The sequence below is a fragment of the Staphylococcus sp. FSL K6-0223 genome (assembly GCF_038008285.1).
In genome coordinates this window covers 1,015,553-1,041,528 of record NZ_JBBOYX010000001.1, presented here as the reverse complement: position 1 = coordinate 1,041,528, position 25,976 = coordinate 1,015,553, and the positions used below count along the sequence as shown (strand labels likewise).

At 31.2% G+C, this 25,976-nt stretch carries 19 protein-coding genes; 5 read left to right on the top strand and 14 right to left on the bottom strand.

Annotated elements, in window-relative coordinates:
* The first annotated feature begins 51 nt into the window (after window positions 1–51).
* The 3 genes from MHI13_RS05190 (at window position 52) to serA (ending at window position 3,347) form a co-directional block, all read left to right on the top strand.
* Window positions 52–495 carry an OsmC family protein gene (locus MHI13_RS05190; protein WP_017176107.1) on the top strand — a complete coding sequence of 148 codons (444 nt, stop codon included), beginning with the start codon at window positions 52–54 and terminating at the stop codon, window positions 493–495.
* A gap of 103 nt (window positions 496–598) precedes the next feature.
* Window positions 599–1,762, top strand: coding sequence for a pyridoxal-phosphate-dependent aminotransferase family protein (locus MHI13_RS05185; RefSeq protein WP_340761031.1), 1,164 nt, complete (start codon window positions 599–601; stop codon window positions 1,760–1,762).
* Window positions 1,752–3,347, top strand: a complete 1,596-nt coding sequence (gene serA / locus MHI13_RS05180; protein WP_340761030.1) for a phosphoglycerate dehydrogenase — start codon at window positions 1,752–1,754, stop codon at window positions 3,345–3,347. Before MHI13_RS05185 ends, serA begins: the two co-directional genes overlap by 11 nt.
* Before the next feature lie 47 nt (window positions 3,348–3,394).
* Here the strand turns inward: serA and MHI13_RS05175 are convergent, their stop codons facing one another.
* The 3 genes from MHI13_RS05175 to MHI13_RS05165 form a co-directional block, all read right to left on the bottom strand.
* The gene (locus tag MHI13_RS05175) at window positions 3,395–4,522 is read right to left on the bottom strand and encodes an HAD family hydrolase (protein ID WP_054105802.1); all 1,128 of its coding nucleotides are present in this window, start codon (window positions 4,520–4,522) and stop codon (window positions 3,395–3,397) included.
* Between the two features lie 195 nt (window positions 4,523–4,717).
* Complete coding sequence (nagE, locus tag MHI13_RS05170) at window positions 4,718–6,178, bottom strand: N-acetylglucosamine-specific PTS transporter subunit IIBC (protein WP_070548496.1); 1,461 nt, start codon at window positions 6,176–6,178, stop codon at window positions 4,718–4,720.
* 468 nt (window positions 6,179–6,646) lie between these two features.
* The gene (locus MHI13_RS05165; RefSeq protein WP_049379588.1) at window positions 6,647–7,264 is read right to left on the bottom strand and encodes a lysophospholipid acyltransferase family protein; all 618 of its coding nucleotides are present in this window, start codon (window positions 7,262–7,264) and stop codon (window positions 6,647–6,649) included.
* 167 nt (window positions 7,265–7,431) lie between these two features.
* On the opposite strand from MHI13_RS05165, the gene MHI13_RS05160 reads away from it, so the two are divergent.
* The gene (locus MHI13_RS05160) at window positions 7,432–8,688 is read left to right on the top strand and encodes a S1C family serine protease (RefSeq protein ID WP_070519268.1); all 1,257 of its coding nucleotides are present in this window, start codon (window positions 7,432–7,434) and stop codon (window positions 8,686–8,688) included.
* A gap of 66 nt (window positions 8,689–8,754) precedes the next feature.
* Here the strand turns inward: MHI13_RS05160 and tyrS are convergent, their stop codons facing one another.
* Entirely contained in the window at window positions 8,755–10,017 is a 1,263-nt protein-coding gene (tyrS, locus tag MHI13_RS05155) for a tyrosine--tRNA ligase (RefSeq protein WP_002487995.1), read from the bottom strand.
* Window positions 10,018–10,362: 345 nt separating this feature from the next.
* On the opposite strand from tyrS, the gene MHI13_RS05150 reads away from it, so the two are divergent.
* The gene (locus MHI13_RS05150; protein ID WP_019835461.1) at window positions 10,363–11,250 is read left to right on the top strand and encodes a transglycosylase domain-containing protein; all 888 of its coding nucleotides are present in this window, start codon (window positions 10,363–10,365) and stop codon (window positions 11,248–11,250) included.
* Between the two features lie 270 nt (window positions 11,251–11,520).
* On the opposite strand, the gene MHI13_RS05145 is transcribed toward MHI13_RS05150, so the two are convergent.
* The 10 genes from MHI13_RS05145 to MHI13_RS05100 all read right to left on the bottom strand — a co-directional run bounded on the left by MHI13_RS05145 (window position 11,521) and on the right by MHI13_RS05100 (window position 25,976).
* Entirely contained in the window at window positions 11,521–13,188 is a 1,668-nt protein-coding gene (locus MHI13_RS05145; protein WP_019835462.1) for a formate--tetrahydrofolate ligase, read from the bottom strand.
* Window positions 13,189–13,438: 250 nt separating this feature from the next.
* Window positions 13,439–14,428 carry a catabolite control protein A gene (ccpA, locus tag MHI13_RS05140; RefSeq protein ID WP_017176097.1) on the bottom strand — a complete coding sequence of 330 codons (990 nt, stop codon included), beginning with the start codon at window positions 14,426–14,428 and terminating at the stop codon, window positions 13,439–13,441.
* A 262-nt stretch (window positions 14,429–14,690) separates the two neighbouring features.
* Window positions 14,691–15,782, bottom strand: coding sequence for a bifunctional 3-deoxy-7-phosphoheptulonate synthase/chorismate mutase (locus MHI13_RS05135; RefSeq protein WP_054105809.1), 1,092 nt, complete (start codon window positions 15,780–15,782; stop codon window positions 14,691–14,693).
* A gap of 221 nt (window positions 15,783–16,003) precedes the next feature.
* Window positions 16,004–18,502 carry a hypothetical protein gene (locus MHI13_RS05130; RefSeq protein WP_340761029.1) on the bottom strand — a complete coding sequence of 833 codons (2,499 nt, stop codon included), beginning with the start codon at window positions 18,500–18,502 and terminating at the stop codon, window positions 16,004–16,006.
* 71 nt (window positions 18,503–18,573) lie between these two features.
* Entirely contained in the window at window positions 18,574–19,071 is a 498-nt protein-coding gene (locus MHI13_RS05125) for a DUF948 domain-containing protein (protein WP_002449680.1), read from the bottom strand.
* Between the two features lie 77 nt (window positions 19,072–19,148).
* Entirely contained in the window at window positions 19,149–20,462 is a 1,314-nt protein-coding gene (gene murC, locus MHI13_RS05120) for a UDP-N-acetylmuramate--L-alanine ligase (protein WP_054105811.1), read from the bottom strand.
* A 21-nt stretch (window positions 20,463–20,483) separates the two neighbouring features.
* Entirely contained in the window at window positions 20,484–24,044 is a 3,561-nt protein-coding gene (locus MHI13_RS05115; protein WP_054105812.1) for a DNA translocase FtsK, read from the bottom strand.
* A 24-nt stretch (window positions 24,045–24,068) separates the two neighbouring features.
* Window positions 24,069–24,665, bottom strand: coding sequence for a YtpR family tRNA-binding protein (gene ytpR, locus MHI13_RS05110; protein WP_017176343.1), 597 nt, complete (start codon window positions 24,663–24,665; stop codon window positions 24,069–24,071).
* A 28-nt stretch (window positions 24,666–24,693) separates the two neighbouring features.
* On the bottom strand, window positions 24,694–25,548 hold the full coding sequence (locus MHI13_RS05105) for a DUF1444 domain-containing protein (protein ID WP_017176344.1): 855 nt from the start codon (window positions 25,546–25,548) through the stop codon (window positions 24,694–24,696).
* Window positions 25,549–25,664: 116 nt separating this feature from the next.
* Window positions 25,665–25,976: a thioredoxin family protein gene (locus MHI13_RS05100; protein ID WP_002449688.1), complete on the bottom strand. Its 312-nt coding sequence runs from the start codon at window positions 25,974–25,976 to the stop codon at window positions 25,665–25,667.

Here is a 25,976-nt window from a genome sequence, read left to right as displayed (position 1 = left end):
ATATGTTCAACTACACTTAAATTACCATAATGATATAGGAGGTCAATAATAATGGTTAAACACGATTTTGTAGTTCATACGTCATGGCGTGGAGGTCGTGAAGAAATCGGTAAAGTTAATGGCGATGTAATTTCTGAGCAAATTTCTATTCCCTCTTCACTTGGTGGTAATGGAACTGGGACAAATCCCGATGAAATGTTAGTTGCAGCAGCCTCATCATGTTATATTATCTCTTTAGCTGCTACACTTGAAAGAGCTAAATTTACTAATATTCATTTAGAAATTAAGTCAATTGGAAGCGCAGTGTTTGAAAATGGAAAATTTAAAATGGAAAAAATCACTCATTATCCAACAATATCTCTTACAGAAGAAGAAAAAACGCATCTTAATAAACGACTTCCTAAACTATTAGATATTGCTGATCATCATTGTATGATATCTAACTCAATTCGAAACAACGTTAAAATAGAAATTCAAGCAACCATTCAAGATTAGAACTAAAAGCGGTCGATTTAACTGCCGCTTTTTATTTTAGACTTTTAAATTTTCAGAATATTTGGTAAAATTAAAAAATCTTATATCAGGAGGAAGATTTACGATGTATTATTATGAACCCTTATTATTAACACCTGGACCAACCCCTGTACCTGATGAAATCACACATGCACTTAATTTATCAATGGTAGGCCATCGTTCTTCAGATTTTGAAGCTATCGCAGAAGAAGCATTTAATCATTTAAAACCTATTTTTGGAACTAAAAATAAAGTAATGATTCTTACTTCAAGTGGTACTAGCGTCTTAGAAGCTAGTATGTTAAATATAGTCAATCCCGAGGATCATTTTGTAGTCATTGTATCAGGTGCATTTGGCAATCGTTTTAAACAAATTGCTGAAACATATTATAAGAATGTACATGTTTATGATGTTGAATGGGGAAAAGCGGTCGACATTGAAGCATTTGAAACATATTTACATTCACTTAAACATGATATTACTGCTGTATTCACCCAATTTTGCGAGACTTCTACTGCTGTACTTCACCCTATACACAAATTAGGAAAAGTGATTAAAGCATTCAATCAAGACATTTACTTCGTTGTCGATGGCGTAAGTTGTATTGGTGCCATTGATGTCGATTTAGAAAGAGACAATATTGATGTACTCGTGTCAGGTAGCCAGAAAGCTTTAATGTTACCGCCTGGCCTATCTTTTGTTGCTTATAATCATCGTGCACAAGAGCGATTTAAAGCAGTTAAAACACCACGTTTTTATTTAAATTTAAATAAGTACTTTGATTCTATTGAACAAAATTCTACTCCATTCACACCAAATGTTGGATTATTTAGAGCGGTTAACGCTTATGCTGCACTTATTAAAAAAGAAGGATTTAACAATACCATTCACAGACATTACTTGATTAGAGATGGTTTAAGAGAAAGTTTAAAAGCATTAGATTTAAATTTATTAGTTACTAAAGACTCATATGCCTCTCCTACTGTTACTTCTTTTATCCCTCACGATAAAGACGAATTAACATATATTAAATCAACACTAAAATCAAGATTTAATATTACTATTGCTGGTGGTCAAGGCAAACTAAAAGGAACCATTTTGAGAATTGGTCACATGGGAAAAGTGTCACCTTTTGATATTTTATCTGTTGTTTCAGCTTTAGAAATCATTCTTACAGATTATCGTAAAGTCAATTATATTGGCAAAGCTACGCTAAAATTTACGGAGGTAATTCAACATGACGCATAATATTTTAGTTTCAGATCCAATTTCAGAAAAAGGTTTACAAAGTTTAATCCATCATCCTGATTTTAATATTGATTTTAAGTCTGGTTTAACTGAAAAAGAACTTGTCGATATTATTCCTAACTATCAAGGGTTAATCGTACGTAGTCAAACTCAAGTCACAGAATCTATTATTAACCATGCTTCAAACTTAAAAGTTATTGCAAGAGCCGGTGTAGGTGTGGATAATATTGATATAAAATCAGCAACTCTAAACGGTATACTCGTTGTAAATGCTCCCGATGGAAATACGATTTCTGCTACTGAGCACTCAGTTGCTATGATTCTAGCAATGGCACGAAATATACCGCAAGCTTACACATCACTAAAGAATAAAGAATGTAATCGTAAAGCATTTAAAGGAGTTGAATTATATCAAAAAGTATTAGGCGTCATTGGAGCAGGACGTATTGGTTTAGGTGTAGCAAAAAGATTAAAAAGTTTTGGTATGACTGTTTTAGCTTATGACCCTTTTTTGACTAAAGAAAAAGCAGAGCAACTTGGAATTGAACTAGCAACAATTGATGAAATTGCTCAACGTTCAGATTTTGTTACCGTTCACACACCATTAACACCTAAAACAAAAGGTATTATCGATGCTCATTTCTTTAATCAAGCTAAACCAACGTTACAAATTATTAATGTAGCTAGAGGCGGAATTATTAATGAAAACGACTTGCTTAATGCCTTAAATCAACATCAAATTGCTAGAGCAGCATTAGACGTATTTGAAAATGAACCTCCTCTAGATTCACCGCTGCTCGATCATAAAAATATTATTGTAACTCCTCATTTAGGTGCATCTACGATTGAAGCACAAGAAAAAGTAGCTGTATCAGTTGCTGAAGAAATCATTGATATTTTAGAAAATGGTAATGTTACAAACGCAGTCAATGCACCTAAGTTAAACTTAAATCATATTGATGAGAAAACACAACAATGGCTTCGTATTAGCCAGCTTTCAGGTGAATTGGCAATTCAATTATTAGATGATGCGCCTAGAGAGATTAAAGTGACTTTTAACGGAGAACATGCTAAAAAAGAAGCTGATTTAATTACTCGCTCAATCGTCACGTCAATTTTAAAACAAAATTTAGGTGAACGCGTGAACTTAATTAATGCTATTGCATTATTAAACGAACAAGGTATCACTCATCATATTGAAAATCGTGCTTCACAGGGGACATTCAGCAATTATATTCAAATTAATTTGATAAGTGAACATGAAGAGGTGAAAATTGGTGCAACTGTAATAGACGGATTTGGTGCACGTATTGTAAGAATTAATGATTATTCAGTAGATTTTAAACCTAATGCTTATCAATTTATTTCTTATCATAAAGACTTACCAGGAATGGTAGGTTTAACAGGTCAACTACTCGGTAAACATGATATCAATATTGCTTCAATGTCTTTAGGAAGAAGTTCTGAAGGTGGACAAGCAATGATGATTCTGTCAGTAGATCAACCTATTACTCAACAAGTTATTAAAGAATTATATGAGATTGGTGATTTTGATAAAATCTACGGTACAACTTTATCAATATAATAAATAAGAAAGGAACGACGATAATATTCGGCGTTCCCTTCTTTTTATTATTTATTAAGTAGAATATGTCTAATGTCACAAATATGATTAACAATATAGTCAGCACCATGTTGCTCTAGCTCTTCTTTTGCTCCTTCCCCACTTAAACCAGTTAAAGTACCTATAAATGTTGCCCCAATCTTTTTAGCACATAATAAATCCGCTAATGAATCACCAACAATAAATACATCATCCTCATTAACAATATGTGTTTGATTTTGAATATAGTGCAAATAATCTCTCTCATTGTTTCCATAAAGAGTTGCAATATAACTAAATGGATTAGGTTTACCTAGTGGCCCTTCTTTTGGAAATACTGACTCAGCTTTCAATACTTCACTCGCTGTAACAATATGCTTTTCATTAAAAAAAGTTTTAAGACCAAAGGATTCAAATGGAACAATGGTTTCTGTTCTTGGTCTACCAGTTGCAATGGCAATGTTAAAACCTGCTTGTTTTATATCATTTAATAAAGTTTTAATTTCTTCCACAGGACGTAAGATCATTTCTTCATAAATAAAACCAGATTTAGGAATAGACAAAGGAGTAAGTTTTTCTACTTTTTCATATAAAGTTGTTCCTAAATACCATTCTTGATATACTGCTCTAGCTAAATTCCAAAGTGGACTTTTTAAATTAAATAATTTAGCATTTTCAATATTTAATTGATCTTTTGCATAACCTTCTAATTCAAGATAAATATTCTCTTTACCACTTTGACTATTTTGAATAAATTTTAACGGTACTGCATAATTAACTTTAAATTGATCATTATAAGATTGTAATTCACGTAGAGTCTCAACTGAAAACGTTTCAACATGAGTCACTTGTCTAATTGTTTCTGAATCCAACTGTTTCAAGAGATGGATAAAGTGAATACTAAATACAACAAATAGCATATCCCAGTTAGAATTAAGGCCTAAAGATTTTAATTGATTTAAAATTTGATCATTTAAAAATACTCGTGTTCTTATATCTTCAATTAATTCATCATTCATATAATTAAAATTTTGAGCGCTATCTAAACCTAAAAAGTCATCACTCTTTAATAGTTCTTCTACTGTTAAGGCAGATACATCAAAGCAACGTTCTTCACTTAAAAACACACCATCTACATCAAATAAAATTGATTTCATCGACATCTCTCCATTTTTTGACTATTCTGATACTTATAATCATAACGAACATTTATATAAAGTCAATGTAATAAAAATAAGAGCCAATGCTTAAAATCTAGCATTAGCTCTTTTATATAAACAATATTTATCAATAGGACTATAGTGTAACAAATGATTTGGACATATATTGTCGCTTTTATTGTTTCTATTGAATTATTTCAACTGTTTTTCAATTTCATCTGCTACCTGTTGAACATGTGTACCAATAATTACTTGTGTTGAATGGTGGCCATTTTTCGTCACCCCAACAGCTCCAGCATTTCTAATTTTTTGTTCATCAATAATTGTATTATCTTTTAGTTCTAAGCGAAGTCGTGTAGCACAGTTTGTTAAACTATCAATATTAGATTTTCCACCTAAACCTTCTAATATTTGTGTAGCTGGTTGATGATATTTTCCACTTTTTGATTTATCTGTAGTCGTCGTTTCTTCTACTACTGGATCAGCTAGTAAGTTATCACCACGTCCTATTGTATTTAAATTCAATACTTTAATCATAATTCTAAAAATAATATAATATAAAATAAAGAATACAATACCTTGAACTAATAGCATTAAAGGGTGATTAGCGACTGGATTAATTAGCGATAAAACATAATCAATTAATCCTGCACTAAATGAGAATCCCGCAGTCCAATGAAATAGAGATGCAATAAGTAATGAAAGTCCTGTTAATAAGGCATGTATGATAAAAAGTACAGGTGCAACAAACATAAATGCAAATTCAATTGGCTCTGTAACGCCTACTACAAATGCTGAAATAGCACTTGCTAAAAACCATCCCCATACTTGCTTTTGTTGCTTTGTCTCAGCACTGTGATACATTGCAAGTGCTGCTGCTGGTATACCAAACATCATAATTGGGAAGAAACCTGCTTGATAACGTCCTGTTATACCTTTTACTGCATCTACACCTGTTTGGAATTTACCAATATCATTAATTCCTGCTGTATCGAACCAAAATACTGCATTCAATGCATGATGTAAACCAGTAGGAATAAGTAATCGATTAAAGACACCATATAAAAATGCCCCGAATGAACCAAAACCTACTAACCATTCTCCAAATGCAACAATGCCTGAAAAGACCATAGGCCAAATAAATAATAGTATAACTGCTAATATGGTACTAAAAAATACAGTCATAATAGGTACTAATCGTTTACCACTAAAAAATGACAAGGCTATAGGTAATTCAACTTCACTAAATTTATTAAAAGAATATGCTGCAATTAACCCGATAATAATACCAAGAAATACATTAGAATTATCCATTTTTGTAAAGCCTAAGTTAACTGCTTTTTCTTTTATATTAAATAACGTAGCCACATTTTCTGGATTTAATACTTTCGTTACCATAGCATATCCTAACGCACCTGCCAAAGCAACCGCCCCATCGTTCTTTTTAGCCATACCAATAGCTACACCGATAGCAAAAATTAATCCTAATTGTCCTAAAATAGCTGTTCCTACAATTGAAAAGAACATGGCTACTGTGGGAAGAACATGAAGTGCGTTTAGTAAGTTACCTATCCCGGTTATGATTGCTCCTGCTGGTAAAACAGCTACAGGGAGCATTAACGATCTTCCGAGATTTTGAAAGAATTTAAACATCTTTTATTCTCCTTTATTTATTAAAAATTATATTTTTTATGTATTTAGTCCAATATATAATCTACCATATTTGTAAGCGGTTACGCTATATGTTTATTTTATATAAATAGACAATGTGATGACAATATAAAAAAGATACGCTTTAACCAATAAAGATTAAAACGTATATATATATTTAATAAGATATTATAAGTGATTTTTATTATTGATTGAGATAATTAACTGGTATTTTACTTCAAATCCATTTTTTTATTAAATAATCTTTCCACATTGACTAAATAAAAATGATTAAAGTCAAAATAACAAGAACAATACATTAGATAATATATGGTACTAACGGAAAATAGATTTCTTAAAAACTTGTTATTTTCACTCATTGTACTTCTATCATCCATTCATCAATTATTTATGAAAAAAGAAGATTCTCTATTTAGAAAATCTTCTGATGAATAACGCTATCAATATCTATTAAAGACGTTCTTGAATAAGATGAAGTTCATGTTGTAACTGTGTTGTACGTCTTTCTATTTCTTTAGTTAGAAAATCAATTTTTTCGTTACGCTTTAAATCTTTAGGTATGTCAGACTGATAAATAGGTTTACCAAATTTAATCATCGCTTGACCAGTGACTAAACCATGTAACTTCGTTGGTCCAACATAAGCAGCTGGTAAGATTGGTGCTTTACCTAGCATAGCAATCGTTGCAGCTCCACGTTTTAAAGGCGCGCCTTCAACTGAAGTTCTATGACCTGTTGGGAAGATACCTACTGTTTTATGATCTTTCAATAATTTAACAGGTTGCTTTAACGTACTAGGTCCCGGATTTTCTCGATCTACTGGAAAAGCATTTAAAGATCTTAAAAATTTGCCACCCCATTTATTACTAAATAATTCTTTTTTAGCCATATAATGAATTTCATTTGGAATTAAAGCTAATCCTAATAAAATCACTTCATTATAACTTTCATGGGTACAAGTCACAACATATTTACTATCTTTAGGAATGTTCTCTTTACCTACAATATGTAATGAACGTGCCATTTTTACGATTATTAATTCTAAAAATTTACTAATAAATTTATACATTTTGTCACCTACTTCTAAGTTTCTACACTTAGTCGATTTTATCATTAACTTATCACGTGAACAAGATTTTAAAAGATACATCTTAAGTCTGATAGCTATTTACTAGAAATATTTAAATATTTTCTTCATAATTGAGATAATGGTTAAAATAAATACGGAGGTTTCATATGACAGAATATAATCAATATTTTCAATCCAGTGATTATCAACATTCACGTCCACCTAAACCGAAATTTCCATGGTTTAGAATTATTATTATTGCTCTAATCGCTGGTATCATAGGAGCATTAATTGTTTTAGGAGTTAATCGACTTATGAATGGAGATGATTCAAATAGTGGTGGATCTCAAGTCCAACAAGCTACAAATGATAAAGGTGGCAATGTGTTAGACGGTAAAAGTGATAAATATAAATCGGTTAATGCCATGATCAAAGATGTCTCTCCTGCTATTGTAGGTGTCATCAACATGCAAAAGGCAACAAGTTTTGACGATTTATTACAAGGTAAATCAACTAAAGCACAAGAAGCTGGTATCGGTTCTGGTGTTATTTATCAAATTAACAACAATTCTTCTTATATCGTCACTAATAATCATGTTATTGATGGTGCATCACAAATTAAAGTACAATTACATAATGGTAAACAAGTAGAAGCAAAGCTTGTAGGTACAGATGCAGTTTCAGATATTGCAGTTTTAAAAATTGATTCTCAAAAAGGAATTAAAGCAATGAAATTCGCAAATTCTTCTAAAGTTCAAACTGGCGATAGTGTTTTCGCAATGGGTAACCCACTTGGCTTAGAATTTGCTAACTCAGTAACATCAGGTATTATTTCTGCAAATGAACGTACAATTGAATCTAATACCACTTCTGGTGGAACTAAAGTGAATGTGCTACAAACAGATGCAGCAATTAATCCTGGTAACTCTGGTGGTGCATTAGTAGATGTTAATGGTAATTTAGTAGGTATTAATTCAATGAAAATTGCTGCTGACCAAGTTGAAGGTATTGGTTTTGCAATCCCAAGTAATGAAGTTAGAGTTACAATTGAACAACTCGTTAAACATGGTAAAGTAGAACGTCCTTCAATTGGAATAGGGTTACTTAACTTAAGTGATATTCCAGATTCTTATAAAAAAGAATTAAAAACTGATCGTGATACTGGTGTGTATATTGCAAAAGTTAGCCACTCTAGTGAATTAAAAGTTGGCGATATCATTACTAAAGTAGATAGTAAAAAAGTAGATGATGATACCGATCTAAGAACGTACTTATATCAAAATAAAAAGCCAGGTGAAACCGTGAAGTTGACTGTTATACGTGATGGTAAAACTAAAGACGTATCAGTCACTCTTAAAAATCAAAAATCAATATCTTCGCAATCATATAATTCTGAAGATAATAATAGTCAATTTATTCGATAATAAATAACGAGGTTAATCCAAAATAATGGATTAACCTCGTTTTCAATATATTCTTCTCAGATAAGATTATTTATAATTTACCATGAAGTATTTTTTCTTACCACGGCGAATAATTGTAAATTCATTATCAAATTTATCTTCATCAGTTAAGTTGTAATCAACAGACTGTTCTCTTTCACCATTAATATAAATTGCTCCATTGTTTACATCTTCTCTTGCTTGTCGTTTTGAGGAAGCAATTCCAGATTCAATTAAAACATCAATAATGTTAGTTGTTGCTTTAGAAACTTCAACTTGAGGTACTTCTTTAAACCCTGCTTTGATATCTTTAATTGATAAAGATTTTAAATCACCTTTAAATAATGCTTCTGAAATTCTAATTGCATCATCAAGTGCTTCTTTACCATGAATAAATTCTGTTACATTTTCAGCAAGTGCTTTTTGAGCTTCTCGTAAATGTGGTGCTTCATCTCTAGATTGTTCAAGGCGATTAATATCTTCTTTACTTAAGAATGTAAAGTATTTTAAGAATTTAATAACATCTTCATCCGATTGATTAATCCAGAATTGATAAAATTCATACGGTGTTGTTTTTTCAGCATCTAACCAAACAGCTCCAGATTCTGATTTCCCAAACTTTTTACCATCAGACTTTGTCACTAATGGAATAGTTAAACCATAAGCTTCTGTTTGACCATACATACGTCGCATTAACTCAATACCACTTGTAATATTACCCCATTGATCAGAACCACCAACTTGAATTTTACAATTAAGTTCACGATTTAAGTGGCCAAAGTCAATTGCTTGTAAAATAGTATAGGTAAATTCTGTATATGAAATTCCATTTTCTAATCGTGATTGAATTGAATCTTTACCTAGCATATAATTGACACCTACATGTTTACCATAATCACGTAGGAAACTTATTAGTGAAATTTGACTTAACCAGTCTCTATTATTAACGAGTACGGCTCCTTTATCTGTGCCAAATTCAAATAGTTTATGCATTTGAGCGCTTAAGCCTTCAACATTTTTTGCTACTTGATCTTCAGTTTGTAATACACGTTCTTCAGATTTACCAGATGGGTCTCCAATCATACCAGTGCCTCCACCAATAAGTACTATTGGACGATGACCATGTTCTTGGAATCGACGTAATGTCATAAATGGTAAAAGATGACCAATATGTAAACTATCAGCAGTTGGATCTGCACCACAATACAACGTTACTTGTTCTTTATTTAATAAATCTTCAATACCTTGTTCATCAGTTTGTTGATAAATTAAACCTCTCCATTGTAATTCTTCTAGTAATGCATTTGACATAGTTATATCCTCCTATAAAATTTATTTTTATTAAATAAAAAAGCACCCTCACAACAATGTAAGGGCGCTTATGCACGTTACCACCATACTTAACAATTCAAATAGAATTGTTTACTCTATTAATGATACGCTCATTAATAAACGTTGAATAAATAAGTATGAGGTGTATTCATATATAAACACATGTTAGTTCACAGCATCCACTAACTCTCTGTTAAGTTAATTTATATATTACTTCTCCTCTTATTCAATACATATTGAATTGATAATAATTATAAAAAAACCTCTTTTAAAAGTCAAATATGCTAGATATGATATACTGTATTTAATTTGAGGAGGACTACCATGAAATTATTATTTAAAGATGCTCAATTTAAAACGTTTGAAAAAAATTATAAGTTTATAAAACATATTATGGTAGGTCTTTTGAGTATTATAGTTTTAGGTTCTATACTTATTGTTCTTGGTACTGCTACTTATTTTCATCATCTTACTCAAGAAGCTTCAAATATAAGTGATACTGAATTGAAACACCGCGTACTACACTTTTCAGGTGATGAGATTTTGAATCACGATAAAAATATTTTAACTGAGTATGATCATTCTCAAAACTCTCTCATCGTAGGTCCAAAACATGTAAATTCAAACGTAATTAAAGCATTAATATCTTCTGAAGACACATTATTTTTTAAACATGATGGAATTTTACCAAAAGCGTTAATAAGAGCAATGATACAAGATGTTTTAAGTTTAAATTCTCGTTCTGGCGGAAGTACAATTACACAACAATTAATAAAGAATCAAGTCTTAACAAATGAAAAAACATATAGTCGTAAGGCAAATGAAATTATATTAGCGATGCGTCTTGAAAAAATATTATCTAAAAATGAAATTATTTATACATATTTAAATATTGTACCGTTTGGACGCGATTATAATGGTGCAAATATAAGTGGAATTGCGTCTGCTTCCTATAGTTTATTTAACGTTCCCCCCTCCAAGTTAAATGTTGCACAATCTGCTTATCTTGTTGGCTTATTGCAAAGCCCTTATACGTATACACCGTATGAAGATAATGGTGATTTGAAGTCTTATAACGAAGTTAAAATTAGTATTGACCGTCAGTATTATGTATTAAAACGAATGCTAGTGGAAGGGGTAATCAGTAAAAAGACATATCAACAGGCAAAACAATATACTATTTATGATCATTTATTAACTAAGCCTCAATGAATCAATCAATATCTTATATCGCACATATATTAATTTAAATGATTTATGAGTATTGAATTTAAGAACCTTTTAAAATAAATATATGATAGTAATAACACAAAATATCGATATATGATTTAAATTACCTGAAATTCGTTTTTTACTTGGTTTTGCCGCTAAATCGCTTGTTTTTTCACATGCAGTTTTACCAACAAAATGATGAAATTTGTTGGTAAAACAAAAAAACGTCTGAGACAGTAAATGTCTCAAACGCTTTTTCTTTAATCTAAATTAGAATAATCCTACTGCATGACCTTCATCAGTGACATCCATGTTTAATGCCGCTGGTTTTTTAGGTAATCCCGGCATTGTCATAATTGCCCCTGTTAATGCAACAATAAATCCAGCGCCTGTTTTAGCTTCTAATTCTCTGATAGTTATATCAAAATCAGTTGGTGCACCTAAAGCGGTTGCATCATCACTAAATGAGTATTGTGTTTTAGCCATACAGATTGGATATTTGCCCCATCCATTGTCGGTAAATTCTTTTAATTGTTTTTTTGCTTTTTTACTGAACGTTACTGAAGAACCACCATAGATTTCTTTTACAATTGTTTCAATTTTTTCTTCTAATGATTGATCTAAATCATACAAGAATTTAAATTCTTGTGGTTGATCGATGACTTCAAGAACTTGATTAGCAAGATCAACGCCACCTTTACCGCCTTTTTCCCATACTTCTGTTAAGGCAATTCGTACATTATTTTCTTTAGCCCAAGCTTTAACTGCCTCAGTTTCGTCTTCAGTATCATGTACAAACGCATTTAAAGCAACCACAGGTTCTACTCCAAATTTTCTAATATTATTAACATGACGCTCTAAATTAACAATACCAGCTTTAACTGCTTCAACATTTTCTTCTTTTAGATTATCTTTACCAACGCCTCCATGCATTTTTAATGCACGAACAGTAGCTACTAGGACAACTGCAGAAGGTTCAAAGCCCGCTTCACGTGCTTTGATGTCTATAAATTTTTCAGCGCCTAAATCTGAACCAAATCCTGCTTCTGTAACAACAATATCTGCTAAATCACGTGCAGTTTCAGTTGCTAAAATCGAGTTACAACCATGAGCTATATTAGCAAATGGTCCACCATGTACAAGTGCTGGTGTTCCTTCAATAGTTTGTACTAAATTAGGTTTAATTGCATCTTTAAGTATCATTGCAAGAGCGCCTTCAACTTTTAAGTCTGCAACAGTAATTGGTTTACGCTCACGAGTATAACCAACTGTAATACGACTGATTTTTTCTTTTAAATCATTAATATTACGAGCTAAACATAAAATCGCCATTATTTCAGATGCTACAGTGATATTGAAACCATCTTCACGTGGAACACCGTTAGTTGGTCCACCTAACCCAACAATGACATTACGTAATGCACGATCATTCATATCAAGTACACGTTTCCATTCAACACGACGTACATCAATTGCTAAATCATTACCTTGATGAATGTGATTGTCTATAAATGCTGATAATGCATTATTCGCTGTTGTAATTGCATGGAAATCGCCGTTAAAGTGTAAATTAATATCTTCCATAGGTAAAACCTGCGCATATCCCCCACCAGTGGCGCCACCTTTAATTCCGAAAGTTGGCCCTAAAGCAGGTTCACGTAAAGCAACCATTACATTTTTATTTAACTCATTAAAAGCATCAGCTAAGCCTACTGTTACAGTTGATTTACCTTCACCAGCTGGTGTAGGGCTCATTGCAGTTACTAAGACAACTTTACCTTTTTCTTCTTTTGATTGAACTTGATTAATATCAATTTTAGCTTTGTAGTGTCCATATTGCTCTAAAGCATGTTCAGGTATTCCTGCTTTTTTTGCAATGTCTCCAATTGGTTTTAATTCTGATTGATTAGCAATATCTAAATCTGATAAATGTGCCAAATTATTTCAACCCCTTGTTTAAAATAAATTTTATGTAATAAGATATTTAGAAATAACTACCAAATCATCTTACTACTTTATAATAACTAACAAACAAATATATGTCGAATACTTGATAGCGTTTACAAAAATATTTAATTTCCTTAAAAATAAATTTAGTAATATTAAAAGGTTTACATAATTATATTATAGTAACTTATATATTAAAAAAGGATAAAATTATTCATTTTATCCTTTTTTCTACATTACTTTATTTAGTAGTATTTCGATATTCAATTCTATGTGGCAAAACTACATTAGGTTCTGCAATGTCTTCTTCATTCATAAATTTAGTAAGAAGACGCATACCTACTGCTCCGATGTCATACAATGGTTGAATGACACTAGATAGTTTAGGTCTAACCATTTCTACCAAACGCGTATTATTAAAACTAACGATTTGTAGTTCTTCTGGAACTTTTATTCCAGCATCAAGAGCACTATGCAAAATACCAATTGCTTGTTCATCACTAATAGATAATATAGCATCAGGTAAATTATTTTTTAATTTTTCAAAAACATTCACTCCGTCTTTATAGCTTTCTGAACCTGATAATTCTATAGTGTTATTTAACTTTAATTGATGTTTGTTTAAAGCATCTTTCAAACCACTTAGTACATCTTCTTGAGCCTTTTTAGAATAATCTCCACTTACAAGTACAAAATCTTTTGCGCCTGTTTTAATAAGTTGTTCTGTAACTTCTCTGGCAGCTTTAGCAAAATCGATATTAACAGATGCGATATTGTCATCTTTACCATTTGTGCCAGATACTACAACTGGAACTGAAGAATGATTAATTAAATCTTTGATTTCATCAGAAATTGTACCACCTAAAAAGATAATGCCATCTACTTGTTTACTTAACAAATTATTAAAAATTTCTTTTTCTTTTTCTGAATCATTATCTGAATTAGAAATGATAGAGTGATACTTATACATTGTTGCAATATCTTCAATACCTCTAGCAAGTTGAGAATAATAAATATTAGAGATATCTGGTATAATAACGCCTACTGTAGTTGTACGTTTACTAGCTAGTCCTCTTGCAACAGCATTTGGTCTATAATTTAATCTTTGAATAACATCATTTACTTTTTTACGTGTTTCTGGTTTTACGTTTTGATTGCCATTAACTACTCGTGATACAGTTGCCATAGATACACGAGCTTCTCTAGCTACATCATATATAGTTACCGTCATAATTTCCTCCTTGTAAGCGTTTCATTTATTATTATAACGTGTTTTCATTTCATTTTCAAAGTTTATCATAAATTGGTTATGTGTCAAATATATAAGACTTATATTCACAATTGTGTCAAATTTTAGTTAATAGATTTAATAAAATCAAAATAAAACTATTCGTTTTAACTAAAAAAGAACAATATAGAAGTTAAATATAAAACTTTCTATATTGCCCTATATTTTAGTAAAATGAATAGCTAGTAAATTAAAGTATGATGTTTTATTTAAGTTGTTTAGAATTGTACATGTCAGCTAATGGCTTTAATTCATTATAAAATTTATCAAATTCATTTAAATCCATTTGTTGACCACTATCACTTAAAGCTACTGATGGATCTGGATGTACTTCTGCCATTACTCCGTCTGCACCCACAGCAAGTGCTGCTTTTGCAGTCGGTAACATAATATCCTTACGTCCTGTACTATGCGTAACATCTACCATTACTGGTAAGTGAGTACCTTGTTTTAAGATAGGTACGGCAGAAATATCAAGTGTATTACGAGTAGCTTTTTCATAAGTACGAATACCACGTTCACATAGAATAATATTTTTATTACCTTGAGAAGCAATGTATTCAGCTGCAAATGTAAATTCTTCAATAGTAGCTGATAAACCACGTTTTAATAAGATTGGCTTATTTGTACGTCCAGCTTCTTTAAGTAATTCAAAATTTTGCATATTTCTTGCACCAATTTGGAAGACATCTAAGTATTCATCAGCAATTTCGAAATCAGCTGGATTTACAATTTCACTAACAACATTAAGATTGAATTTATCTTTAATATTTTTCAATATTTTAAGCCCTTCAATTCCTAATCCTTGGAAATCGTATGGTGATGTTCTTGGTTTAAATGCTCCGCCTCTAATGAATTTCTCACCTTTAGCTTGTAAATCACGAGCTACTGTATCAACTTGTTCTTGAGATTCAACAGAACATGGACCAAACACAAATGATTTATTTCCATCACCAATAACTCCACCGTTATCAAATTTTACAATTGTATCTTCTGGTTTTAATTTTCTTGAAACATATAAGTGTTTTTCATTTTCTGATTTTTGTAAATCAGTAGACGCTTTAAAGATTTCTTTAAACAATTGTTTAATTACATTATCATTAAATGGTCCATTATTACGATCCATTAATTCATTAATCATTTCTTTTTCTCGTTGAGGGTCATAAACTTTAGTACCTTGTTTAATTTTTTCTTCTCCTATTTTTTGAGCTAATTCCCCTCTTTTTGATAATAAGTCTAAAATTTGATTATTAATTGAAATTATCTCTTCCCTGTATTGTTCTAACTTTGTAGACATTCATACTCACCTCAATAAATTTTACTATACTGAATTATATTACTTTAAAGCGGTAAAATAATTGTATTTAGATAGTATTCTAACAATTACATTAAAAATGTTCAACTATAAATCGAATAAATTTTCTAATATTTCTGAATTATTAAAATTAATATAATTAATAATACTATATAAAGAATTAAAAGAGCAATGTAAAATATTACACTGCTCTTTAAAAAATATTAATCATTAAATGTACGTTTTTCTATTTTACTATTTGCTTTTTCAGCTCTTTGTTGTTGCTTTGGCGTTTTGTTTTTATTTTTATTTTTTTGATTCTGATTTTTACGTTTTTGATTATGTTTTTTATTTTTTTGATTTGAATTTGATTGAGATGGTTGATGTTGGTGAGTAATAACTCCTTTTTCAAATTTAGCATCATGGTGAGTTTGTTTATTTTTTGTTATTTCTTCATCTTTATTAAATGACTTATGATTTTTAGTTATCAAATTAGGCACTTTATCATATTTAGAAGATGTTATTGGTGCCTCCTCAAATAATTTTTGAGTATTACTTGCTACATCTTTATTATCTTTTAACTTAGCTTGCTTAGTTCTAGCTGCCGATGCAATTTTAGAAGCTTGTGATTCATTTTCGCTGTTTTGAGTTTGATGACTTCTTGCTGGATTAGATAATTGATTTATTTCTGATTCATTTTGAACTGCACGACGTTGTGCTGCAAGTGCATCTGTTTCTTCTTGTTTTTCATCTTTAGCGATTGTTTCTTTTTTGGCTTCTTGTATTTCTTGCGCTTGTGGTGATTCGTCTGCTAAGTTACTTGATGTTTCTGATTGAATTGCTCGGCGTTGTGCTGCAAGTGCATCTGTTTCTTCTTGTTTTTCATCTTTAGTGATTGCTTCTTTTTTGGCTTCTTGTATTTCTTGCGCTTGTGGTGATTCGTCTGCCAAATTGCTTGATGTTTCTGATTGAATTGCTCGACGTTGTGCTGCAAGTGCATCTGTTTCTTCTTGTTTTTCATCTTTAGCAATTGCTTCTTTTTTGGCTTCTTGTATTTCTTGCGCTTGTGGTGATTCGTCTGCTAAGTTACTTGATGTTTCTGATTGAATTGCTCGGCGTTGTGCTGCAAGTGCATCTGTTTCTTCTTGTTTTTCATCTTTAGTGATTGCTTCTTTTTTGGCTTCTTGTATTTCTTGCGCTTGTGGTGATTCGTCTGCCAAATTGCTTGATGTTTCTGATTGAATTGCTCGACGTTGTGCTGCAAGTGCATCTGTTTCTTCTTGTTTTTCATCTTTAGCAATTGCTTCTTTTTTAGCTTCTTGTATTTCTTGCGCTTGTGGCGATTCGTCTGCTAAGTTATTTGACAACTCATCTTTAATAGCATTTTGTTGTGCTACAATTTCTTCCGCACTATTATGTTCATTATTAATATAATTATTTTCTTTTACTGTAGTTTCAGCTTTAGCTTCTTGTATTTCTTTTGCTAATGGTGATTCATCTGCTAAATGATTTGATGTTTCTGATTGAATTGCTCGACGTTGTGCTGCAAGCTCATCGGAAGAAATACCTGTATTTTTTCTATTTTTTAAGTCTTCAATTTTATGTCTTACATTATCAATTGTTTCTTCTGTTTGTTGTTTAATACTATAATAATTATCTTTAACTTCTTGTTCTTTTGCTTTTAAATCATCAATTTTTTGGTTTGCTTTATTTTTAGTTAAAAGTCCAATAGTTGAGCCAATGATTGCACCGGTAATAAAGCTAACAATAAAACGTTTACGAGACTTAAATCTTGGATCATTATAATAAGTTTTATAATCAATCTCTTGATTAGTATCACTAGCAGCTTGATTTGAGAATTTTGGATGATTATAACTCTCATAGTCATCACGATTATAATGTGGTGTATTAACAAAGTTGTTTTGATCTAGTTGATTTACTCCATGACCGTGTAAGTCATTACTTGAGTTATTTGTTTCAAATGCATCTCTATCGTAATGTTTTGTCGCATTTGTGTGCGCATCACCATTAGGTTGATTTACACCACGACCATGTAAGTCATTACCTGAGTTATTTGTTTCAAATGCATCTCTATCGTAATGTTTTGTTGCACTACTTTGCGCTACGTCTTCTTGTTGATTCGCACCTCTACCATGTAAATCATTACCAGTGTTGTTCGTTTCAAATGCATCTCTATCGTAATGTTTTGTCGCATTACTTTGCGCTACGTCCTCTTGTTGATTCGCACCTCTACCATGTAAATCATTACCAGTGTTGTTCGTTTCAAATGCATCTCTATCGTAATGTTTTGTCGCATTTGTGTACACATCACCATTAGGTTGATTTACGCCATGACCATGTAAGTCATTACCTGAGTTATTTGTTTCAAATGCATCTCTATCGTAATGTTTTGTTGCACTACTTTGCGCTACGTCTTCTTGTTGATTCGCACCTCTACCATGTAAATCATTACCAGTGTTGTTCGTTTCAAATGCATCTCTATCGTAATGTTTTGTCGCATTACTTTGCGCTACGTCCTCTTGTTGATTCGCACCTCTACCATGTAAATCATTACCAGTGTTGTTCGTTTCAAATGCATCTCTATCGTAGTGTTTTGTCGCACTACTTTGCGCTACGTCTTCTTGTTGATTCGCACCTCTACCATGTAAATCATTGCTAGTGTTGTTCGTTTCAAATGAGTCACGATTATATTTCTTACTCATATTTATTCCTCCTATAAGAAATGCACTTAAACAAGTAAAAACCTCATTTAAGTGCATTTGATTGAATCATATTAAAAGTTTTTCTCAACGTTTGTAGTGTAATTTTGATTTGCATCATTAGCTACAGAGTTAGCTCTGTAGTTTGCACTTCCTCTACGATAGTGTCTATTTTGCCATTTGTCAGCAATTTCCATTGCAACATTTGACCATTGAACTACTTGAGAAATTTTATCTTCATTTTGAGAAATATTATGTGTGATTGAGTTAGTTACACGATCAACTGAGCTATTTAAAGTTTGAACTGAGTCGCCAATACCTTTAACACCATCAACAACAGAGTTTAAACGTTCAACTTTACCTTGAATGTCTTCAGTTAAGCGATTAGCTTTATGAAGTAAATCAGTAGTTTCACGAGTAATACCTTGAACTTGACCTTCAACACCATCAAGTGTTTTAGCCACATGATCTAAATTTTTCTTAACTGAAATTAAAACTACGACAATTCCAATACATAAAATTAAGAATGCGATTGCAGCAATAATTCCAGCAATTGGTAAAATCCAATGCATAAAAAACGCCTCCTAAATATTCTTTTAAAATAAAAGTCATTAATTATAAATACCCATAATAATTATATATAAACATATTAGAATTCTTTTGACATACCAATTTTTTCTTCATAAGCACGTTGAATTTTTTGAATATCTCCGGCACCCATAAATAGAATAACAGCATTATCAAATTTTTCTAATACATCAATACTATTTTCATCGATTAACGCAGATCCGTCAATACGATTTATTAAATCTTGGATAGTTAATTCTCCAGTATTTTCACGTATTGAACCAAAAATTTCACATAAAAATACGTGGTCTGCTTTACTTAATGCATCAGCAAATTCATCTAAGAAAGCTTGAGTTCTTGAAAACGTATGAGGTTGGAATACTGCAACGACATCTTTATTTGGATATTTTTTTCGTGCTGTTTCAATTGTAGCACTAATTTCTCTTGGATGGTGAGCATAATCGTCTACTAATACTTGTTTTGAAACAAAAGTTTCATTAAAGCGACGTTTTACACCACCAAATGTTTCTAAAGCTTCTTTAATATTATTAACATCCATTTTTTCAAGATAACTAATTGTAATGACTGCTAAGGCATTTTGAATATTATGATTACCATATTGTGGTGTTAAAAATTGATCATAGTATTCTCCATTAATATACACATCAAACTGAGTACCATTTTCAGTTATTTGTATATTATCTGCATATACATCATCGTTTTTACTAAGACCATAATAATAAATAGGTACATCTGCTTTTAAATTTCTTAAATGTTCATCATCTCCCCAAGCAATAATAGCTTTTTTTACATTATTTGCCATTTCTTGGAAAGCACTAGCAACATCGTCGATATTTTTAAAATAATCAGGATGGTCATAATCAATATTTGTCATAATTGCATAATCTGGGTGATAGCTTAAAAAGTGACGTCTATATTCACACGCTTCAAATGCAAAATAATCACTACCTGGTAAACCCATTCCTGTACCATCACCAATTAAGAATGATGTTTTCTTGTCTCCATTCATAACGTGAGATAATAAACCAGTTGTAGACGTTTTACCATGAGCACCTGTAACTGCTACCGATGTATATTGATTAATGACTTGACCAAGAAAATCATGATATCTAATCACATCCAACTTTAATTCATGTGCTCTAACAATTTCTTCATGTGTATCAGGAAATGCATTACCTTGAATAACTACCATTCCTTCATGTATATTATCTACACTAAATGGTAAAATTTTAATCCCTTTATTTTTAAGTGCTCCTTCTGTAAATACATATTTTTCAATATCTGAACCTTGAACTTCATGTCCTAAATCGTGCATAATTTGTGCTAATGAACTCATTCCTGCACCTTTAATTCCGACAAAATGATAATGCGTCATATCCATAAAACTCCTTTAAAATTAATCTTTCTTTAAATCTGCCTCAGTAATAAATACATCTCTTGGTTTAGAGCCGTTTGCTCCAGATATATAATCTAGTTGTTCTAATTGATCGACGATTCTTGCTGCACGATTATAACCAATTTGGAAATGTCGTTGGATTAATGAAGTAGATATATGTCCTTCTTTGACCATAAAACTACAAACATCATCAAATAATTCATCTCGTGCTTGAGTTTGAGTCTTTTTCAACAATTCTTTTTCTTCAAATAAATATTCTGGTTCTCTTTGTGCTTTGATGAAATCAACGACATCATCAATTTCTTCATCAGATACAAATGTACCTTGTACACGTATAGGTTTATTCATACCACTACCTAAATATAGCATATCACCGTACCCTAATAGTCTTTCAGCGCCTCCACTATCAATAATAGTTCTAGAGTCCACGCTTGAAGACACCATAAATGCAATACGGGTTGGTATATTAGCTTTAATAAGTCCAGTAATAACATTAACTGAAGGTCTTTGTGTCGCTACTAACATATGAATTCCACAAGCTCTCGCTTTTTGAGCAATTCTAGCAATAGATTGTTCTACTTCTTGTGGAGCCATCATCATTAAATCTGCTAATTCATCAATAACAATGACTATCTTAGGCATACGTTGTTCGTAAGACGCTTTTTTATTGAAAGCAGTAATATTGCGTACGTGATATTTTGCAAACAGTTTATAACGTCTTTCCATCTCTTCAACAGCCCACTTTAAACTTTGAGTAGCTGCTTTAACATCTGTAATAACTGGTGAAACAAGATGTGGTAAGTCATTATATGGCGCTAATTCAACCATTTTTGGATCAATCAATAATAATCTCAACTCTTCTGGATGATTTTTATATAATAATGACATTAATATACTGTTAATACATACAGATTTACCTGAACCTGTCGCTCCAGCTATTAAAGCATGAGGCGTTTTAGCAATATCCATTAATAATGGCTCATTATTAATCCGATTACCCATAGCTACTGTTAATTTAGATTCAGTATCTTTAAACTTAGGTGATTCTAAGATTGATTTTAAACTTACTTTTGAAGAATTTTGATTTGGTACTTCAATACCTACCAAACTTGTACCTGGAATAGGTGCTTCAATTCTTATATCTTTAGCGGCCAGTGCCATCTTTAAATCATCTTGCAAAGCAGTAATTCTCGAAACTTTCACACCTTTTTCAACAGCTAACTCAAATCGTGTTACACTTGGACCTACAGTCACATTTTGAACTTCTGCAGGAACATTAAAGTAATAAAACGCATCATTTAATTCTTGTTTTTTCTCTTCAATCCATGAGTTATCAATTTGATGAATTTCCGGATCTTCTAATAATTCAAGACTTGGTAATTTAATATTAGGACCTTTTCTAATCGCAGCTTTACTTTCGTGTTGCTCGTTTTCATCTTGATCTTCATTCTGAGTATTTAATGTCATAGATATGGCTTGTGTATTTTCATTTTGTACATTTGAAAGTTCACTCGTTTCATCTTCTTGATTATCTTGAAGTGATTGTTCATTAATATTCTTTTTAATATGCTCTTCATGATTATTAGTCGCTTTTACTGATGGACTTGAACTTGGTGTACTAACTGATTTATTTTCCAATTTTGTCTCTGGTTTTAATTCTGGAACGCTAACTTTATTAGTTTTTTTGAATTTTTTAGCATCCATCAAACGTTTTTTGTCAGATGGCGTCATTACAACGTTAAAAGGTTTACTACCCGGAATGATTGAGGATTTAATAGATGATGAAACATCCTCATTTTCAACGATTTGTTTGTTATCATCTTCTAATTTTTCATCTTCAGTGTTAGATGATGAGTCATGAACTGAATCATTGTTATGTTCAATTTGTTCAGAAGCATACTCAGTATCTGTCTCAATTGCATTATCAATTGAATGGTCAATGTCATCATCGTTATGATTTGATTGTTTAGTTACCTCTTCATTCGAAGAAGCGTTCATCTCATGATACTTTGCTTCCTCTACTTCTTCTTTTGAAGTATAATTATCGTCTTGCAATTCATTAACTTTACTTAAATGAGCATCTTCATTTTTATTAAGATGATGCTGTTTGTCTTTAGTTGAATGTATAGGTGATACGTTAAGATTATCGTCTGACAATGGCTCATCATTATGTTCGTCTGTAGATGTCGTATCATTAACTTCTCGTACTTCTACATCTTTATCATTAACAGTTTGAATATTTGGGACAGATTTCAAATCAATTTCTTCATATTGATACTGCTCATCATCGTCATCATAATTAGATGTATTTGAATCAGTTTGAGTCCCTTCATCAATCACATGATTATTCATCGTATTCTCATTTGAGTCTTCCATTTTATCAGTACTATCTTCTGTATATGTCGTTCTCTCTTCATCATTATTTTCTTCATGATCTAGAGAACTCTCTCCAGTGTACTGCTTAGCTTGATTTGCATACATTTCATCAATGACTTTTTGGATTTCGTTATCATTATCCGCTGATTGTTGACGCTTATTCTGTAAAGCTTCTTTAAACTTACGTTTTTGTTGTGCTTTTTTTTCTCTTTCACGTCTAATTTCTTCTACTATTTGTGACGCATAAATATTCTCAATATTCACCGTATTATCTTTTTGAGAAAAATTAGGAACGTTACTTTTTGAAGATGTAGTTTCATAAATATTAGAATTTTGATCATTAATAATTGAAACATCAGTATCTTCATATTTAGTTTGACTCAACGGTTCATTTTTAGACTTGCTTATATTTGTTTTTACATCATTATCAGATACTCGTTGTGCTGTTTGATCTTGTTTTGAATTATGTTTCTCGTCATTATGATTATCGTTATTCTCATTCTCTTTTAGTGGAGGGATAACACCGTTTTCAATTGGTCGGCGTTTTTTTGTACCAAATACTGCAGACGGTACTTCTGAAGTTCTAAAACTTGAATGGTGATATGTAGAATTCGATGTCGTTTTATAGTTTGCTTTAAAACGCTCCGATTGTAATTTCACATGAGAATGATTATTTGTATGCTTATGATATTGAGAAGTCGTTTTTCTATTATTTTTCTCATTTAATTGTGTACTATTCAACGACTTATTACGTTTATTAGAAGGTCTTTCTTTAATTGAAGGCACTCCAGTATCATCATGATTTGTATACTGTCTTCTTCTGCGTCTTCGAGTATCTGTTGCACTGTCATAAGTTTGAGGATAGTCATTATTATTATCTATTTCATCATAACTGTAAGCGCCATAACCAAATTCTTTATCAACTTTAGGTGATTTCTGCGACATATATTCATCTTCATCAACTTCTCTGTAAACCGCTTCATCATATGTTTCAGCATCTTGCCCTAAATCAATAGGAAAACGAAATTTTCCACGCGGACGATCATAGATATCATCATTTTCAGGAAGTAAGGTATGCTCACCATTCTTTTGTGTTTCTGAGTTATGTCGACGTTTATTTTTTCGTCTTAGTAATTCTTCATCAGAATGTTTATCATTGCCAAATAATTCATCAAACCAACTCATACTTCCACATCCTTCCTAGTTTTTTTAATCAAAAAATGCATTGCCTACTTTATAATCATCAGACAATACCATGATTCCTTTTTCTTGAGGTGCATTAGGCAAGTTCAATTCTCTCATTGAACAAATCATACCACTTGATGCAACACCACGTAATTCAGCATCTTTAATTACCATTCCACTTGGCATAACTGCACCGACTTTAGCTACGACAACTTTTTGACCTGCTTCTACATTTGGCGCACCGCACACGATTTGTAGTTTTTCACTACCAACATCAACTTTCAAAATACTTAATTTATCTGCATCAGGATGCTTTTCTTTAGTTTCTACATAGCCTACAACAAATTTAGGTGATAAATCCGCTTCAAGTTGATAATCAAAACCTGCATTTGTAATTGATTGTTGTATAGCTTCTACAAGCGTTTCATTTAATTTAATATGACCCTTACTATTAACTGAATATACTTTTGAAAAATCGAAAATATTAAATCCAACAATTTGATTTTCATGTTTAATAGCAACCACATTATTTTTTATTTCATATTCAAAAGGCCCATCTGTTGGTTCAATTTGTAAAAATGCAACGTCCCCTACGCCTTCTTTATTATAAAATAAATTCATTTAAATTCTCCTTTTTACGTATTATTAGTTATTTTTTATTAAATTTTTTACGATTCGCTTCTAAACGTTGAATAACGTTTGGATCTCTTTTTTGTTTATTATTTTTTCCTAAAATAAAAATCGGCTCTAAATGTTCTTTTTTATAACCAAATGAAAGTGACGTTATAGGTACAAGTCCCTTAGTAAAAAATTCCATCGTCAAGTGTGCCATAACATCATAGCCTGTTTTATTGCGTATATCAGCAATAATTAATACATCTTGATGAGGAACAGCGACTAACATTTCACCTTCACATTGAGCTTCAATGTCATTTAAAAACTTTGTATTTAAAATACGACTCGCATCATATCCGTCATTTGAATTGATAAAATAAAAAATATTTCCTTTTACTTCATCTGTTTTATATTTATTCTCAAGTTTACGTATATTAAACAACGACATTTCTTTAATTTGTTGTGAAGTTAAACCTAGTGTTTTTAACATACTTTCATCAATTAATCGGTACGATTTTCCTAAATCAAGTGCATAATAAATATTAGTTTCTGCAGTATGTTCTTCAATAACAAATTGATGACCTTCTTTAGTTTTTTTATCAAAACTAGTTGATCTTATTACAGGCATAACTTGAATATCTTTCATTTTAGATAGACCATTATCATCCATTTGTGCAATTGCCTCTTCAACATAATAGATAATTTCATCAATGATTTTCTCTTTTTGTTCTTCATACTTCGCTACAACTGCATTAAGTTTGATAGTTACGCCTTTAAAATTATCTCGTCTATATATACGTAATGTTTCTTCTTCACGATCAAACTTAAAATCAACGTCTAAATGTTTTAAACGTTGTTTTAATGTATCTCTCATTTGAAAGACGTTCATATTAAAACACTCCTATTTTCGCACCTTACAATATTTTACAATAAAAAGAGCTCCAGTTACAGAAAAATTAGGCTATTCTTTCATATAAATAAGAAGTTTAAGTCCTAATTACTCATTTACACATATTGACTTAAAAATGAATCTATTTGTTCGATTGATTTTCGTTCTTTTCCAATATAACTTCCCATTAATTCACCATTTTTATATACGAGAAAACTTGGAATACCCATGATATCATTTTCAATTGCTAAATCTATAAATTTATCTCGATCTACTGATACAAATTTAAAATTAGAGTATTTTTTTTCTAATTTCGGTAAATCTGGTTCAATCACTTTACAATCTGGACACCATCCAGCTGTAAATTCAAATACCGTTTGTTCATTTTTTAATTCTTCAAATTGTTTTTCAGTTTCTAATGTAATCAT